Source organism: Halomonas sp. E19 (assembly GCF_052439355.1).
Lineage (GTDB): Bacteria > Pseudomonadota > Gammaproteobacteria > Pseudomonadales > Halomonadaceae > Halomonas.
The window spans coordinates 952,727-969,466 of the sequence record NZ_JBNFWU010000001.1 but is presented as its reverse complement, the minus strand read 5'-3'; the positions used below and the strand labels follow the sequence as shown (position 1 = coordinate 969,466).

Below are 16,740 nucleotides of genomic sequence, written 5' to 3'. Positions count from 1 at the left end.
GGCATCGAGGTCGGCATACAGGGTGATGTGGTAACCCGTGCCCAGCGCTACTCCCTGCACCTGCTGCTCCTGCAGCGGATTGCGGCAGGCCGTCAGTAGCATCAACGGCAACAGCAGGCTGAACATGAACAGGGCTGGCCCACGTTGGGCCAGCCCCGTCATTCGCCCTGGGGCGACTGAGATCATCCGCCAAAGTCATCCAGCAGGATGTTCTCCGGTTCAACGCCCAGATCAAGCAGCATCTTGATCACGGATGCGTTCATCATGGGCGGCCCACACATGTAGTACTCGCAGTCCTCGGGAGCCGGGTGGTCCTTGAGGTAGTTCTCGTACAGCACGTTGTGGATGAAGCCCGTCGGCCCGGTCCAGTTGTCTTCCGGCAGCGGGTCGGACAGCGCCAGGTGCCAAGAGAAGTTGGGGAACTCCTCGGCCAGCTGGTCGTACTCCTCGTTGTAGAAGGTCTCGCGCCAGGAGCGCGCACCGTACCAGAAGGACATCTTGCGCGAGGACTTGAGACGCTTCAGCTGGTCGAAGATGTGGCTGCGCATCGGGGCCATGCCGGCACCACCGCCGACAAAGACCATTTCCGCATCGGTGTCCTTGGCGAAGAACTCGCCGAAGGGGCCCATCACGGTGACCTTGTCGCCCGGCTTCAGGTTGAAGACGAACGTCGACATCAGGCCCGGCGGATGGTTGGTGCCCGGAGGCGGCGTGGCGATACGGATGTTGAACTTGAGGATGCCCTTCTCTTCCGGGTAGTTCGCCATGGAATAGGCGCGGATGACTTCCTCGTTGTTCTTGTGGGAGATCTTGTACAGATCGAACTTCTCCCAGTCGCCACGATACTCCTCCTGGATATCGAAGTCGGAGAACTTGATATCGTAGGGAGGCGCTACCAGCTGGACGTAGCCGCCGGCACGGAAGTCGACGTTCTCGCCCTCGGGAAGCTTGAGGTTGAGTTCCTTGATGAAGGTCGCGACGTTCGGGTTGGCGATGACCTCGCATTCCCACATCTTGACCCCGAAGACCTCTTCCGGCACTTCGATTTTCATGTCCTGCTTCACCGGGACCTGGCACGACAGGCGCCAGCCGTCCTTCTTCTCGCGCATGGTGAAGTGGGACTCTTCCGTCGGCAGGATGGCCCCGCCGCCCTCTTCCACCCGGCACTTGCACTGCGCGCAGGAGCCGCCGCCACCGCAGGCGGAGGAGAGGAAGATGCCGTTGGCCGCCAGCGTGTTGAGCAGCTTGCCGCCGGCCTGGGTGGTAATGGTGTGGTCCGGATCGCCGTTGACCTCGATCGTCACGTCGCCGGTACTCACAAGCTTGCTGCGGGCGGCCAGGATCACCAGTACGAGGCCGATGACGACCACGGTGAACATGAACACACCGAGCAAGATGACAGCTGTTCCAGTCATGTCGGTTTCCTATTTGCTGTGTGACCTAGTGCCCGGCGGTGCAAGCATCCGCCGGGCATGCGCCTGGCTCAGAGCTGAATGCCCGAGAAGGACATGAAGCCCAGCGACATCAGACCCACGGTGATGAAGGTGATGCCCAGCCCCTGGAGGCCAGCCGGTACGTCGCTGTACTTGAGACGCTCGCGGATCCCCGCCAGGGCGGTGATCGCCAGTGCCCAGCCCACGCCGGAACCCAAGCCGTAGACCACGGACTCGCCGAAGCCGTAATTACGCTCGACCATGAACAGCACGCCACCGAGGATGGCGCAGTTCACGGTGATCAGCGGCAGGAAGACACCCAGCGCGTTGTAGAGAACCGGCACGTACTTGTCGAGGAACATCTCGAGGATCTGCACCAGCGCGGCAATAACGCCGATGTAGCTGAGCAGGCCCAGGAACGACAGGTCGATGTTCTCGGCACCGGCGATGCCGGTCCAGGTCAGCGCCCCTTCGGCCAACAGCGCATTGAAGATGACATTGTTGACGGGCACGGAGATGGTCAGTACCACGATGACCGCGATGCCAAGGCCAAACGCCGCCGACACCTTCTTGGAAACCGCCAGGAAGGTACACATGCCGAGGAAGAACGCCAGGGCAAGGTTTTCGACGAAGACCGAAGCAACGAAAAGGCTAATATAGTGCTCCATGTTACACAGCCTCCTTCGGCTCGGTATTGTGCTTCATCTTGAACTCGTTCTCCTCAACCTGCTCCGGGTGCGCTGCGCGCAGTGCCCAGATGATCAGGCCGATGATGAAGAACGCCGAGGGCGGCAGCAGCATCAGACCGTTGGGCACGTACCAGCCGCCGTCCTGTACCGGGCTCAGGATGGTGAAGCCGAACACACTGCCGGCACCGAACAGCTCGCGGAAGAAGCCAACCACCATCAGGATGAAGCCGTAGCCCAGACCGTTGCCAATGCCGTCGAGGAACGACAGTCCGGGGCTGTTCTGCATGGCGAAGCCTTCGGCACGACCCATGACGATACAGTTGGTAATGATCAGGCCCACGAACACCGACAGCTGCTTGGACATTTCATAGGCGAACGCCTTCAGCACCTGGTCCACCACGATGACCAGTGATGCGATGATGGTCATCTGCACGATGATGCGGATCGAGGAAGGAATGTGGTGCCGGATCAGCGACACGAAGAGGTTGGAGAAGGCCGTCACGAAGATAACGGCCAGCGTCATGACCAGCGATACGCTCATGCTGGTCGTTACCGCCAGCGCGGAACAGATGCCTAGCACCTGTAGCGCGATGGGGTTGTTGTTGAAGATCGGGGTCGTGAGGACGCCCTTGGGAGACACGGCTGACATGGTCAGGCTCCTTACGCTTCAGCTTCGAGTTCGACGTCGGCTTCCTGAGCTTCCTCCGGCTCGATTCCTGCACGGAATCTTGCCAGATACTCACCGAAGCCTTCCGGGCTCAGCCAGAACTGCAGCATGTTGGTCACACCATTGGAGGTCAGGGTAGCACCCGAAAGACCATCCACCTGGTGATCGCCTGTGCCGCTGCCGCGCGCCACACGAATGGCCGGCGCCACGCTCTGCTCGTCGGCAAAGATCTGCTTGCCTTCCCACTGAGCCTGCCAGCGCGGGTTGTTCACCTCGGCGCCAAGCCCCGGGGTTTCGCTGTGCTCGTAGTAGGTGATACCGACGATGGTGTTGCCGTCGCCTTCGATCGACATGTAGCCACGCATCAGCCCCCACAGGCCCTGGCCGCGAATCGGCAGGATGATCTGGTCAGGGCTGTCGGGATTGCCTACCAGGTAGACGGTGGCGAAGTTCTCGACGCGAGTCAGGCCGGCGATATCGCGGTCGCCGGACAGCGTGCGTCCGGTTGCCGGGTCGCGTGCCGCCTGGAAGTGGTCGAAGGTTTCCGGGTTGAACTGGTCGGTATACTCACCGGTGCGCAGATCCACCACGCGCGGCGTGATCTCGGCGAAGGCCTCTTCCACGTTGATGCCACGCTCATAGAGGTTGGCGACGCGAAGAATGTTGGTCTTGCGGTCGAGTTCCACGTTGAGCTGCTGCATCGGGCGCAGCGCCACCGCGGCAGTCGAGACAATGACGGAACACACGATACAGAGTGCGAACGCCACCGTCAGGATCTTCTTGATGGAGTTGTTGCTCTGGGCCATCAGGCAGTCTCCTCGGCCGGCACACCGGTGCGCTGAACGCGGCGCTTGATGTTGGCCTGTATAAAGAAGTGGTCGATCAGCGGAGCAAACAGGTTAGCGAACAGGATCGCCAGCATGATGCCTTCGGGGAACGCCGGGTTCACCACGCGGATCAGCACGGTCATGACGCCGATCAGGGCACCGAAGATCAGCCGCCCCTGGTTGGTCATGGACGCGGACACCGGATCGGTGGCCATGAAGACCATGCCGAAGGCGAAGCCGCCTACCACCAGATGCCAATACCAAGGCATGGCGAACATCGGGTTGGTGTCGGAACCGATCAAGTTGAACAGCGCACTGGTCGCGACCATGCCGAGGAATACCCCGAGCATGATTCGCCAGGAGGCGATCCGGGTCCACAGCAGCACGGCAGCGCCGATGAAGATCGCCAGCGTGGAGACCTCACCCACCGAGCCCGGTACGAAGCCGATGAAGGCATCCCACCAGCTGTACTGGCTGCTCAGGTCGGCCATGCCTTCCTGGAAGGCGATGGAGAGCGGCGTAGCACCGGAATAGCCGTCTGCGGCTACCCACACCTCGTCACCCGAAATTTGTGCCGGGTAGGCGAAGTAGAGGAAGGCACGTCCGGTCAGCGCCGGGTTGAGGAAGTTCTTGCCGGTACCACCGAAGATCTCCTTGCCGATCACCACGCCGAAGGTGATGCCCAGCGCCACCTGCCACAGCGGGATGGTAGCCGGAAGGATCAGCGCGAACAGCACGGAGGTAACGAAGAAACCTTCGTTGACCTCGTGGCCACGCTTGATGGCGAACAGCACTTCCCAGAAGCCCCCGACCACGAACACCACCAGGTAGATCGGCAGGAAGTACGTCGCACCAAGTACCAGGTTGGACCACAGGCTGCCCGGCTCATAGCCGGCCGTCAGGGTCATCACGATGGCTTCGCGCCAGCCGCCCAGGGACGCATAGCCTTCGGCAATGGCCATGTTGGTCTGCCAGCCGGCGTTCCACATGCCGAAGAACATCGCCGGGAAGGTACACAGCCACACGGTGATCATGATGCGCTTGAGATCGACGCCGTCACGCACGTGGGCGGTGGTCTTGGTGACGCTGGGCGGCGAGTAGAAGATCGTATCCACGGCTTCGTACAGCGGATAGAGCTTTTCGTACTTGCCACCCTTGTGGAAATGCGGCTCGAGACTGTCGAGTGTCTGTCGGATACCCATCATCAGGCCTCTTTCTCGATCATGGTGAGATTGTCACGCAGGATGGGACCGTACTCGTACTTGCCCGGGCACACGTAGGTGCACAGCGCCAGGTCCTCTTCATCCAGCTCCAGGCACCCAAGCTGCATGCCCGTCTCGATATCGCCCACGATCAGCGAACGCAGCAGCTGGGTCGGCAGGATATCCAGCGGCATCACCTGCTCGTAGGCCCCCACCGGCACCATCGCGCGCTCCGACCCGTTGGTCGAAGTGTTCGGTGCGTAGTTGCTGAGTCCCTTGAATTTGGACAGGTAGATACCCAGGATTGAGTGACGATTGCTGCCCGGCGAGAGCCAGCCCATGAACTCGCGCTTGTTGCCTTCTTCGAGCAGCGAGACCTGGTTGTGGAACCGGCCCAGGTAGCGCAGGCCGCCCTCGCAGGTGGTGCCGGAGAACACCGAGCCGGAGATCACGCGCGTGTCTTCGGGCTGCAGGATCTCACCGGCGAGCAGCTCTTCGGTGCTGGCACCGATGCGGGTACGCAGCAGGCGCGGCTTCTCGGCCCGCGGACCACCCACGGCGACGATCCGGGACACGTCGATACGGCCCTCGGCGAACAGCTTGCCGAAGGCAATCACGTCCTGGTAGCCGATGTGCCATACCCGCTTGTGCAGGGCGACTGGCGAGAGGTAGTGGATATGGGTACCGACCAGGCCGGCGGGGTGCGGGCCGCCGAAGGTCTCGACCTGAACGCCCTTGACGTTGGCGCCCGGAATCGAAGCATTGGCCGCCGTGCACAGGAAGACCTTGCCCTTGGTCAGCCGCGCCAGCACCTTCAGCCCGTCTTCGAAGGCGCTCGCCTCCTCGCTGATGATCAGTGCCGGATCTGCGCTGAGCGGATGCGTGTCGATGGCGGTGACGAAGATATCGGCAGGGATGCTGTCGATGGCGGGAGTGCGGGAGAAAGGACGGGTGCGCAGCGCCGTCCACAGACCAGAGTCGACGAGCTGATCGACGACGGCCTGACGCTCGAGGCTCTCGAGCTTGTCGCGGCCATGGGCGGTGAAGGCCACCGCCTCTTCGCTCTCGTCTACCTTGATCACCACGGAAAGCAGCTTGCGCTTCTCGCCGCGGTTGATGGCGACGACTTCACCGGCAGCCGGGGCCGTGAAGCGTACGCCTTCGTTCTTCTTGTCGGTGAAAAGGAGTTGGCCCAGTTTCACCTTGTCCCCTTCCCGAACTTCCATAGTCGGCTTCATGCCGATGTAGTCGGTGCCCAGGATGGCCACGTGACGCACGGGACGCGCAGTGTCGATGCGCGGCTCGGGCGCCCCCATGATGGGGAGATCCAGGCCTTTCTTGACTTCGATCATAGTCTCGCCCAGTTGATGGATCGGATAAACGAAGAAAAGGGGTTCGATTGGATTCGAATTCTTGTTAGGTCAGTACGTTACCAGTCAGGCTCGAGCCAGCTCGAACCACCCCGAAAAATCCACCGCATTATAAAGATAAGTGCGTCCAATGACCACACGGCCAAAGGTGGCCAAACGTCAAAGGACTCCGCTTGGCGCCAGGCGCGACAAGGGTTCAATGGGCGTTGAAACGCGCTCGCCATGGGCCATGGCAAGGAATCGGCGAGACCGGCCCGCAGCGCGGCTGTGGAAGAAAAACAACGGGAGAAATGACGTGCATCATGGCAATCCCGACCTTATGGGTCGGGATTGCCTGCACAAGAGAGCGCGCTTACGCCTGAGCGCGCGGCAGCTTGAGGAAATGCACGTTGGAGATGTGCTGCAGGATGCGCACCACCTGGCAGCTGTAACCGAACTCGTTGTCGTACCACACGTACAGCACGACATGCTTGCCATTGGCAATGGTCGCCTTGGCATCGACGATCCCGGCATGGCGGTTGCCGACGAAGTCCGTCGAGACCACCTCGGGCGAGTCGACGTAGTCGATCTGCTTCTGGTAGGCCGAATCGATCGACATACGGCGCAGGTAGTCGTTCAGGGTCGCTGCATCGGCGTCGCGCCCCAGGGTGAGGTTGAGAATCGCCATGGAAACGTTCGGCGTCGGCACGCGGATGGCGTTGCCGGTCAGCTTGCCGGCCAGCTCCGGCAGCGCCTTGGCCACGGCCTTGGCCGCACCAGTCTCGGTCAGCACCATGTTGAGCGGCGCGCTGCGACCGCGGCGATCGCCCTTGTGGTAGTTGTCGATCAGGTTCTGGTCGTTGGTGTAGGCATGCACCGTCTCCACGTGGCCGACCTCGATGCCGTACTCATCGTTGAGCACCTTGAGCACCGGCACAATGGCGTTGGTGGTACAGGAAGCGGCCGACAGAATGGTGTCGCTCGCTTCGATATCGCCGTGGTTGATGCCGAACACGATGTTCTTGATGTCGCCCTTGCCCGGCGCGGTGAGCAGCGCCTTGGAAACGCCCTTGCACTGCAGGTGCTGGCCTAGCCCAGCCTCGTCGCGCCAGATCCCGGTGTTGTCAACCACCACGGCGTTGTCGATGCCGTAGGCGGTATAGTCGATCTCGCTCGGCGAATCGGCGTAGATCACCTGGATCACGTTACCGTTGGCGGTGATGGTGCGCGCCTCGTAGTCGACGCTGATGGTGCCGTCGAAGGGCCCATGCACGGAGTCGCGACGCAGCAGGCTGGCGCGCTTCTCCAGATCCTTGGCGATATCGCCGCGGCCACGCACGACGATGGCGCGCAGGCGCAGCAGGTTACCGCCGCCCGCCTTCTCGACCAGCACCCGAGCCAGCAGTCGGCCGATGCGGCCGAAGCCGTAGAGCACCACGTCCTTGGACTGGCCGTTGCTGCCGCTTGGGTCGTGCGCATCGACGATCTCGGCGAGCTCTTCGAGCAGGAAGGCCTTGACGTCACCACCGCCGCGCTTCTTGAAGGCCACCCCGAGCTTGCCCACGTCGACATGCGCCGGCCCCAGGTTGAGTTCGGCCATAGCCTTCACCAGCGGGAAGGTATCGCTGACGGAAAGCTCTGTCCCCTCGACCTTTCTGACGAAACGGTGGTCCTTCAGGATGCGAATCACCGAACGGTTGAACAGCGAGCGCCCGTAGAGAGTGGTCACCACGTTGTTGTGGCGATAGAGACTGCCGATCAGCGGAATCATCTGCTCGGCGAGCGCCTGATTGTCGTGCCATTCCTGAAAGACGGTATCGAGGGGTTGTTGACTCACGTGAAGCCTCTCTCATGATCTGAATTCAACGGTCATTATCCCGGTCGGTTCCGGCAGGGGCAATCGCAGTATGGTCGCAGGCGATGTAAGGGGATTACAGAAATTGGGGGTTGACTACAAGCGCACAGCCAGGCTGTTATGTTCCCCTTTCTTGAAAAAACCCACTGCGACACACGCTCGGGCAGGAGTTCCCGCGCGCCTGGACCCCGTGCGCCTAGACGAAGTCATGACGACGCCATGCCCAATTTTTCGCTGCTCGACCCTCCCCGCCCTTCCGGCGTTCGCGACACGCTCTACTGGCAGCGCCCGGCCGGCGCCGGCATCGCGCTGGCCCTGGCGCGCCTGGCCGACGACGCCCCACTGCTGATCATCACCGCCGACACGGCTGGCGCCCAGCGCCTGGAGAACGACCTCAACGCCTTCGCCCGGGTACCGGTACTGGCCTTCCCCGATTGGGAAACGCTGCCCTACGACAGTTTCTCGCCGCATCAGGAGATCATCTCGGCTCGGCTGCGTACGCTGCGCCGGCTGCAGGACGGCGAGCACGGCATCGTGCTTGTGCCGATCAATACGCTGATGCAGCGCCTGCCGCCGGTGGACTACATTGCCGGGCGCGTTCTGACGCTGGAGGTCGGCATGCGTCTCGATCGCGAGAATTTCCGCGATCGCCTGTCGCGGGCCGGCTATCGGGCCGTGGAAACGGTCTACGAGCCAGGCGAGTACGCCCTGCGCGGCGCACTGATCGACCTGTTCCCCATGGGCAGCGAAGGGCCGCTGCGCATCGACCTGTTCGACGACGAGATCGATACCCTGCGCCGCTTCGACCCTGACACCCAGCGCAGCCAGGACAAGGTCGAGCGGGTCGAACTGCTGCCGGCACATGAGTACTCCCTGGCACGCAGCGCCATCGCCTGCTTCCGCGAAGGGTTCGAGACGCTGTTCGACGTCGACCCGCGGCAGTGCCCGCTCTATGTCGACGCGCTCAAGGGCATCCCCGCCCCCGGGCTCGAGCAGTACCTGCCGCTATTCTTCGAGGAGACAGCGTCGCTGTTCGATCACCTGGCCGAAGGCACCCGGGTGGCCCTGCTACCCGGCCTGTTCGAGGCCGCCGAACACCACTGGGCCGCCATCGAAAGCCGTTACGACAACCTGCGCGTCGATCCCACGCGCCCCCTGCTTCCGCCCCAGCGCGCCTTCTTCCCGGTAGCGGACGTGTTCGCCTCGATCAAGCACTACCCGCGCATCGCCTTGATCGACGAGGAGACCCATCGCCACGCTCTGCGCCCGGCACAGCGTACGCTGCCCAGCGTGGCGATCAATGCGCGCGCCCGGCAGCCCCTGGCCGCCCTTCAGCAATTCCTCGACGCCCAGCCCAGCACCCGGGTGCTGTTCGTGGCGGAATCGCGCGGACGCCGCGAAGCCCTAGAGGAAACCCTGGCCCTGCTCAACCTCGAACTGGCCTATGTGCCCAGTTTCGAAGCCTTCCTTGAGCACGCCGCCCGCATGGCCATCACCGAGGGCGACCTTACCTCCGGGCTGTGGCTGGAGCAGCCCGATCTCGCCGTGATCAGCGAGACAGAGCTGTTCGGCGACGTGGTGCGCCAGAGCCGCCGCCGTGAAAAGGCCACCGACATGGGCGAGCTGGCCATTCGCCACCTCGCCGAGCTGCGCCCCGGCGCGCCGGTGGTCCACCAGACCCATGGCGTGGGGCGCTACCGTGGCTTGGAGCGGCTCGAGGCCGGTGGCCAGGCGGCCGAGTTCGTGGCGCTGGAGTACGCCGACGGCGCCAAGCTCTACGTACCGGTCGACAACCTGCAGCTGATCTCCCGCTACGCCGGCGCCGACGATGAGCTGGCACCGCTGCATCGACTGGGATCCGACCAGTGGGACAAGGCACGCCGCAAGGCCGCCGAAAAGATCCGCGACACCGCCGCCGAGCTGCTCGACGTCTACGCCCGCCGCGAAGCCAAGCCGGGCTTTGCCTGCGCGCCGCCGGACCAGGACTATGCTCGCTTCGCCGCCAGCTTCCCCTTCGAGGAGACCGCCGACCAGCGCGCCGCCATCGCTGCGGTCATCGACGACATGACCGCGCCGCGCCCCATGGATCGCGTGGTATGCGGCGATGTCGGCTTCGGCAAGACAGAGGTCGCCATGCGCGCCGCCTTCCTCGCCGTGCACTCGGGGCGTCAGGTGGTAGTGCTGGTGCCCACCACCCTGCTCGCCCGCCAGCACTACGAGAACTTCCGCGACCGCTTCGCCGATACCGCGGTACAGATCGAGCTGGTCTCGCGCTTCACCGCCGGAAAGGGCCAGGCGGCCTCGCTCAAGCGCATCGAGAGCGGCCAGGCCGATATCGTGATCGGTACCCACAAGCTGCTGTCGAAGTCGATGAAGCTGCCCAGCATGGGCCTTCTGATCATCGACGAGGAACACCGCTTCGGCGTCGCCCAGAAGGAGCGGCTCAAGGAGCTGCGCGCCGAGATCGACATCCTGACCCTCACCGCAACGCCGATCCCGCGTACCCTCAACATGGCCATGAGCGGCATCCGCGACCTCTCGATCATCGCCACGCCGCCGGCACGCCGGCTGTCGGTAAAGACCTTCGTGCAGCAGCGCGACGAATCGATCATCAAGGAAGCCATCCTGCGCGAGATTCTGCGCGGCGGCCAGGTCTACTACCTGCATAACGAGGTCAAGACCATCGAGACCGCGGCCGAGACGATCCGCACCCTGGTGCCGGAGGCGCGCGTGGCGGTGGCCCACGGCCAGCTGCCGGAACGAGCACTGGAACGGGTGATGTCCGACTTCTATCACAAGCGTTACAACGTGCTGGTGTGCTCCACCATCATCGAGACCGGCATCGACGTGCCCAGCGCCAACACCATCATCATCGAGCGGGCCGACAAGTTTGGCCTGGCCCAGCTACACCAGCTGCGCGGCCGCGTGGGGCGCAGCCACCATCAGGCCTACGCCTACCTGCTCGCCCCACCACCGCGAGTGATGAGCAAGGATGCCGTCAAGCGCCTGGAGGCCATCGCAGCCGCAGACGACCTCGGCGCCGGCTTCACCCTGGCCAGCCACGACATGGAGATCCGCGGCGCCGGCGAACTGCTCGGCGAGGAGCAGAGCGGCCAGATGGAGGCCATCGGCTATACCCTCTACATGGAAATGCTCGACCGCGCCGTGGCCGCCATTCGTGCCGGCAAGACCCCCAACATCGAAACCCCGCTGAACGAAGGGGTCGAGGTCAGCCTCAACCTGCCGGCCCTGATCCCAGACGACTACCTGCCCGATGTGCAGCAGCGCCTGGTGATGTACAAGCGCATTGCCAGCGCCGCCGACGAAGCCGAGCTCAAGGAGCTGCAGGTGGAGATGATCGACCGCTTCGGCCTGCTGCCGGGGCCGGTCAAGACCCTGATACGCCAGACGCGACTGCGCCAGCGCGCCGAGCGGCTGGGCATCGCCCGTCTGGAGGCCGGCCCGGCCAAGGGCCGTGTCATCTTCGCCCCGCAGACCAGCGTCGACCCTCTCACGCTGGTCTCACTGATCCAGCGCCAATCGCAGCGCTATCGCCTCGACGGCAGCGACACCCTGCGCTTCGAGGCCGACATGGAACACCCCGAGTCGCGCTTCGAGGCGGTGGAAGGCCTCCTCGACGAACTCAACCGCAAGCAGCACGCCGCCTAGGCGACATCATCACCGGGCGACGGTAAAGACTCCCCCGCCGCCCGGAACGCTATAATATCGGCAGGTGTCTCAACCGCAGCCTGGACACTTAACGCGCCTCTCCCAAGGAGCGGCGCATGACCGTCTTCGACGCCACATCGCCGTCGAGGACTCTCACGATGGGTACAAGACGTAGATGAACATCCCTACACTGGCCAAGCGATATGGTTTTGGTGCCGCCCTGCTCGGTCTCGCCGCTCTGCTGGCGACTTCCGCGATCGCCGAGGAGAGGCAGCTGCCCCGCGGCCATTTCTTCCTTCCCGAAGAAGGCAACGTCATCGGTGAGATCTATACCACCACCGTGGAAGAAGGCGACACCCTGATCGACATCGGGCGCCGTCATAACGCCGGCTATGAAGAGATGCGCATGGCCAACCCCGATGTGAGCATCTGGGCGCCCTGCCCCGGTACCGAGGTGGTGATCCCGGCCAAGCACATCCTGCCGGATGCGCCGCGCGAAGGCATCGTGGTCAACCTCTCCGAACTGCGCCTCTACTACTACTCCCGGCCCGGCATCGTCGAGACCTACCCGATCAGCATCGGTCGCGACGGCTTCGCCACCCCGGTAGGCGTGACCCGCACCACCATCAAGGTGAAGGATCCGCACTGGTCGCCGCCCCGCTCCATGCGCGAGGAAGCCGCCGCCCGCGGCGAGCCGCCGCCCGCGGTGGTACCGCCTGGCCCCGACAACCCGCTGGGCCGTCATGCGATCCTGCTCGGCCTGCCAAGCTACCTGATCCACGGCACCAACAGGCCCGAAGGCGTCGGCATGCGCGCCAGTCGCGGCTGCATCCGCATGTACCCCGAGGATATCGAGTCGCTCTACGAGCGCGTGCCGAGCGGCACCCAGGTCAACATCATTGACCAGCCGTTCAAGGCCGCCTGGTCGGCCGACGGCATCCTCTATGCCCAATCTTTCCCTCAGCTGGAGGAGAACCAGGGCAACTTCGAACCGATCATCAACGCCATGGAAGTGGTGGCCAGCACCTTCGGAGAGACGCATCCGCCGATCGACTACGCCCAGCTACGTCGCGTGGTCGAGCAGCCCAACGGCATGCTGGTGTCGCTGCTGCAGGTTGCCGAGGAAGAGACCGCACCGGCGGCCGAGCCCCAGCTAGAAGGCCTGTTCAATGAACTGGAGATCAGCCAGCACCATGGGCTGTTCTCCGAGCTGGAAGTCAGCCAGCTGTAGAAACGGCACCGCCCGAAACGAGAAAACCCCGCCAAGGCGGGGTTTTCTCTTTCTGCAGTACCGCCACTGCCTGGGGCAGCGCCGGCGCCACAAGCAGAATTACTTCTGCATGGAGCGCTGGAACATGCGGTTCATTTCGTCACGGTTCTGCTCGGACATCTGCAGAGCCGCCTGGGCGTCACGCTGCGCCTGGTTGGCAGTGTTCTGAGCCTGAGTGGCGATGCTGCGAGCTTCTGCAGCGTCGGCCTGGGCAGATTCAGCAGTCTGACGGACTTCGTCCAGAGCAGCGTTGCTGGCACAACCGGCCAGGATGGCCAGAGAAGCAGCGGCGGCGGTCAGCTTCAGGGTGGTCTTCAGAGTCATGGTGTTCTCCTTGAGTCTTCCTTGGTACTGCACATGGTTAAGTACAGCGGCGTTAATGAAGCCTGAGCTTACAGGCTATCCTGCAGAGTGCAGGATTCTTGCAGCGTATGCTGCCAAGCACAGGAATCAAACGCTGTTTTATAATACCCAACGGCGCTTGTCCATAGCTCGAAATGTCCCTTGCGTATCTTGAGCCTAGCGGATGACGACGCGAGTGCCAATGTCGATCAGCTCGGTGAGCCTCTCGATCTGCGTGTCGGTCACCGCTACACACCCTTGGGTCCAGTGGTAGCTGGCATGCACCGCGGGGTCCCCTTACCGACCCCATGGATCCCGATGAAGCCCCCAGCACGGTCTGCTGCGGCGGGTACCCATGGCGCCGATAATAGGCGAAATAATCTGCGTAATCTCGCTCGGTGTAAAGCCCTGATTCCAGGGCCATGCGCGCGTGCGACGGCGTAGGATAATCCAGGCCGATGAAGATGTGCCAGTCGCTCGCCATATTGAAGCGATTGACGCGAAACTCCCCTTTTGGCGTCACGTTTCCGCCTTGAACCCGTTCAAGGCTGGCCCCCGAGCGACCCAGCGAAATGGGGAAGAAGCGCTCGACAAGCAGGTTGCCTCGGTAGACGCTCAGGGAAGCGTCGCGGTCCTCCACCAGCACCCAGAGTTCGTCATCGTGACGAGGCAGGTGGGCCCTGGAGAGCACGGTCTCGATCAGATTCGCCTGCGCCTTGCCACCCGCCAGCAGCAGCAGGGGCGCAGCCAGGGCGAGTTGACCAAAGCGGCGTCGTGAAACGGGTTTCATCGGCACCTCGCTCGGTGAGAGACGAACAGCTGACATCAGGGCGCTTTATATCCTATCCACCCGTGGCTGTCAGTCGAAATACTAGCGCAGCTGAACACAACGTGGCACTCCCGGACCTGCCATGACCAGCATCAATGGCCTTCGCCACTGAAAACGCTAATCTTAAAGCTGGTTTCGCCACCCGGTTTGCGTTGGATCAAGGAGCACGCCTCATGGCTTTACCCCGCGGTAATGACATTCCTCACCGTTCAGCGCAGCACCCTGCCGGAGAGCGGGATCCCGATTTCACCTCCTGGGCCAAGGGCTATGGCCAAGTCGTGCACAGTCCCGTGACCCAGGCCGCCATCGCCGGCCTGCTCGAGCGGCATGCCTCGTCCGCGGCCGCCCGGAAGCGCTGGCTGGCCAAGCTGCATGCCGCCGATCGGCTGACCAACATGGGCATGTGGCTGGTGGCGCACATGACCTATGCGCAGCGGGTCCGCCTGGATGGCGCCGCACTGGCCCAGGCTGACTTCAAGCCCACGCCGGAAGGCCACACTGGCGGTGCGCTCAACATGGTACCTGCCTACGTCGGCTACCTGCTGGCCAACAGCCTGACCGAGATGACGCGCAGCTGGCTAATGGGGCAAGGGCACTGCGTGGCCGCCATCGACGCCACCAACGTGCTGGTAGACAACATGACGCCTGCCCATGCCGAGCGCTACGGCCTCGACGAGGCGGGCCTGACCCGCCTGGTGAACGATTTCTATCATTGCGGCGTGGGCCCTAGCGGCCAGCCGCTCTCGCCGCTGGGCAGCCATGTCAATGCCCATACCGCCGGCGGCCTTAGCGAGGGCGGCTACCTCGGCTTCGCCGGACTGCAATACGGGCACATGCCGCTGCCCGGCCAGCGGCTGGTGGCGTTCCTGAGCGACGGCGCCTTCGAAGAGCAGCGCGGCAGCGACTGGATGCCGCGCTGGTGGCGCGCCGAGGACAGCGGCCCCGTGGTGCCCATCATGATCGCCAACGGGCGAAGGATCGATCAGCGCACCACCATGAGCCAGGCCGGGGGCACCCACTGGTTCGAAGAGCACCTCATCCTCAACGGCTTCGCCCCTTGACCATCGACGGCCGTGATCCGGCAGCCTTTGCCTGGGCCATCATCAGCGCAGAGGAAGAGCTGGCGGCGCAAGCCGAGGCGCTGCGCGAGGGCCATGGGCACTACCCGCTGCGCCTGCCCTACGTGATTGCCGAGACCGTGAAGGGCTACGGCTTTCCCGGCGCCGGCACCAATGCCGCCCACAACCTGCCACTGGGACAGAACCCGGCCGATGACGCCGCTGCCCGCAAGCGCTTCAACGCCGGAGCCGCCGCGCTGTTCGTGCCCACCGATGAGCTTCGCGCGGCGCTGGCCGAGCTGAACGACCATGCCCTGAGCGGCCGGCCCAAGGAGCGAGAGCATCCCTGGCCGTCGCCTCGGTGGCCCTGCCCGTCCTGCCGACGCCCGGCGACTACGCCATCGGGGAGACGCTCTCCCCCATGGCCGCCATCGATTCGCTGTTCTGCCAGCTGGTGGAGGCCAACCCGCAGCTGCGCGTGCGCGTGGGCAACCCCGACGAGATGCGCAGCAACCGACTGAATCGCACCCTCGATCGGCTCAAGCACCGCGTCACCGACCCGGAGCCCGAGGTAGCGGAAGCCCTCGACGGGGCGGTGATCACTGCCTTGAACGAAGAAGCCGTGGTCAGCGCCGCCCTGGCCAACAAGCAGGGCCTGAACCTGGTGGCTTCCTACGAGGCCTTCGCGGTCAAAATGCTGGGCGCCATGCGCCAGGAGATCCTCTTCGCCCGCCACCAGCGCGAGGCCGGCAGCGAACCTGGCTGGCTCTCGGTGCCGGTACTGGCAAGTTCCCATACCTGGGAAAACGGCAAGAACGAGCAGTCCCACCAGGACCCCACCCTGTGCGAAGCCTGGCTAGGCGAGATGGACGATGTGGCGCCCACCCTGTTCCCGGTGGATGCGCCCAGCGCCTGCCAGGCGCTGCTGTCGCTCTACCGTAGCCGCGGCAGAGTCGGTGTCATGGTGGTGCCCAAGAACGCCCTGCCCGTGGTTCTCGACGCGGCGCAGGCTCAGGCACTGGCCGATGACGGTATCCTCTGTCTCACTGCGTCCGGCCAGGCCGCGGTACAGCTGTTTGCCGTAGGCGCCTACCAGCTAGTGGAAATGCAAAAAGCCTTGCAACGCCTGCAGCGCGCCAATGTCGCCGCCAGCCTGTTCGTCATTCAGGAGCCCGGCAAGCTGCGCCTGGCCCGTGATGAGCGCGAAGCCGAGGTCACCCTCAGCCAGTGCCGCCTAAGCGCCTTGGTACCGTCGGTAGGCCCGCGGGTCTTTCTCAGCCACTGCCGTCCGGAGGCGCTGATCGGCGTACTGCGAGCGCTCGATAGCGGCGAACAGTCGCGCTTCCTCGGCTACCGCAACCGCGGCGGCACCCTGGACACCTTCGGCATGCTGTTCGCTAATCGTGCGACCTGGGCCCACGTGCTGGAAGCCGTAAGCGAAGTGGCCGGGGTCGACCTCGATAGCCTGCTCGACGAGGCGGAGCAGCAGGCGCTGTGCGGGGAGGGCGACCCGAACCTCCTGCGCCGGCACGCTTGACGTCCTCCTCCAA

At 63.9% G+C, this 16,740-nt stretch carries 13 protein-coding genes and 1 pseudogene; 5 read left to right on the top strand and 9 right to left on the bottom strand.

Annotated elements, in window-relative coordinates:
• Positions 1 to 182: 182 nt before the first annotated feature.
• From nqrF to ACUDAL_RS05120, 7 genes are all read right to left on the bottom strand, one after another.
• The gene (gene nqrF / locus ACUDAL_RS05150) at positions 183 to 1,415 is read right to left on the bottom strand and encodes an NADH:ubiquinone reductase (Na(+)-transporting) subunit F (RefSeq protein ID WP_444677350.1); all 1,233 of its coding nucleotides are present in this window, start codon (positions 1,413 to 1,415) and stop codon (positions 183 to 185) included.
• 68 nt (positions 1,416 to 1,483) lie between these two features.
• Entirely contained in the window at positions 1,484 to 2,101 is a 618-nt protein-coding gene (gene nqrE, locus ACUDAL_RS05145; protein WP_444677349.1) for an NADH:ubiquinone reductase (Na(+)-transporting) subunit E, read from the bottom strand.
• 1 nt (position 2,102) lies between these two features.
• Entirely contained in the window at positions 2,103 to 2,771 is a 669-nt protein-coding gene (locus ACUDAL_RS05140; RefSeq protein ID WP_444677348.1) for an NADH:ubiquinone reductase (Na(+)-transporting) subunit D, read from the bottom strand.
• A gap of 11 nt (positions 2,772 to 2,782) precedes the next feature.
• A complete protein-coding gene (locus ACUDAL_RS05135) occupies positions 2,783 to 3,595 on the bottom strand; it encodes a Na(+)-translocating NADH-quinone reductase subunit C (protein ID WP_444677347.1) in 813 nt (270 codons plus the stop codon).
• Positions 3,595 to 4,821, bottom strand: a complete 1,227-nt coding sequence (locus ACUDAL_RS05130) for an NADH:ubiquinone reductase (Na(+)-transporting) subunit B (protein ID WP_444677346.1) — start codon at positions 4,819 to 4,821, stop codon at positions 3,595 to 3,597. The genes ACUDAL_RS05135 and ACUDAL_RS05130 overlap by 1 nt, the downstream gene beginning before the upstream one ends.
• Entirely contained in the window at positions 4,821 to 6,170 is a 1,350-nt protein-coding gene (locus tag ACUDAL_RS05125) for a Na(+)-translocating NADH-quinone reductase subunit A (RefSeq protein ID WP_444677345.1), read from the bottom strand. Before ACUDAL_RS05125 ends, ACUDAL_RS05130 begins: the two co-directional genes overlap by 1 nt.
• Before the next feature lie 370 nt (positions 6,171 to 6,540).
• Entirely contained in the window at positions 6,541 to 8,004 is a 1,464-nt protein-coding gene (locus ACUDAL_RS05120) for a glyceraldehyde-3-phosphate dehydrogenase (protein WP_444677344.1), read from the bottom strand.
• A gap of 237 nt (positions 8,005 to 8,241) precedes the next feature.
• Between ACUDAL_RS05120 and mfd the strand changes: the two genes are divergently transcribed.
• Together mfd and ACUDAL_RS05110 are read left to right on the top strand one after the other, a co-directional pair.
• A complete protein-coding gene (gene mfd, locus ACUDAL_RS05115) occupies positions 8,242 to 11,691 on the top strand; it encodes a transcription-repair coupling factor (protein WP_444677343.1) in 3,450 nt (1,149 codons plus the stop codon).
• 175 nt (positions 11,692 to 11,866) lie between these two features.
• Positions 11,867 to 12,922: a L,D-transpeptidase family protein gene (locus ACUDAL_RS05110; protein WP_444677342.1), complete on the top strand. Its 1,056-nt coding sequence runs from the start codon at positions 11,867 to 11,869 to the stop codon at positions 12,920 to 12,922.
• Between the two features lie 99 nt (positions 12,923 to 13,021).
• On the opposite strand, the gene ACUDAL_RS05105 is transcribed toward ACUDAL_RS05110, so the two are convergent.
• Together ACUDAL_RS05105 and ACUDAL_RS05100 are read right to left on the bottom strand one after the other, a co-directional pair.
• A complete protein-coding gene (locus tag ACUDAL_RS05105; RefSeq protein ID WP_444677341.1) occupies positions 13,022 to 13,285 on the bottom strand; it encodes an Lpp/OprI family alanine-zipper lipoprotein in 264 nt (87 codons plus the stop codon).
• Between the two features lie 195 nt (positions 13,286 to 13,480).
• Positions 13,481 to 14,093 (bottom strand): annotated as a pseudogene (locus ACUDAL_RS05100) (L,D-transpeptidase family protein).
• 212 nt (positions 14,094 to 14,305) lie between these two features.
• Here ACUDAL_RS05100 and ACUDAL_RS05095 point away from each other — a divergent pair.
• The 3 genes from ACUDAL_RS05095 to ACUDAL_RS05085 are packed head-to-tail and all read left to right on the top strand — an operon-like array spanning position 14,306 to position 16,727.
• Positions 14,306 to 15,193 carry a hypothetical protein gene (locus tag ACUDAL_RS05095; RefSeq protein ID WP_444677340.1) on the top strand — a complete coding sequence of 296 codons (888 nt, stop codon included), beginning with the start codon at positions 14,306 to 14,308 and terminating at the stop codon, positions 15,191 to 15,193.
• Positions 15,190 to 15,711 (top strand): hypothetical protein, encoded by a 522-nt coding sequence (locus tag ACUDAL_RS05090; RefSeq protein ID WP_444677339.1) that lies wholly within the window; start codon positions 15,190 to 15,192, stop codon positions 15,709 to 15,711. Before ACUDAL_RS05095 ends, ACUDAL_RS05090 begins: the two co-directional genes overlap by 4 nt.
• Positions 15,612 to 16,727, top strand: a complete 1,116-nt coding sequence (locus ACUDAL_RS05085) for a hypothetical protein (protein WP_444679315.1) — start codon at positions 15,612 to 15,614, stop codon at positions 16,725 to 16,727. The genes ACUDAL_RS05090 and ACUDAL_RS05085 overlap by 100 nt, the downstream gene beginning before the upstream one ends.
• Positions 16,728 to 16,740 lie beyond the last annotated feature (13 nt).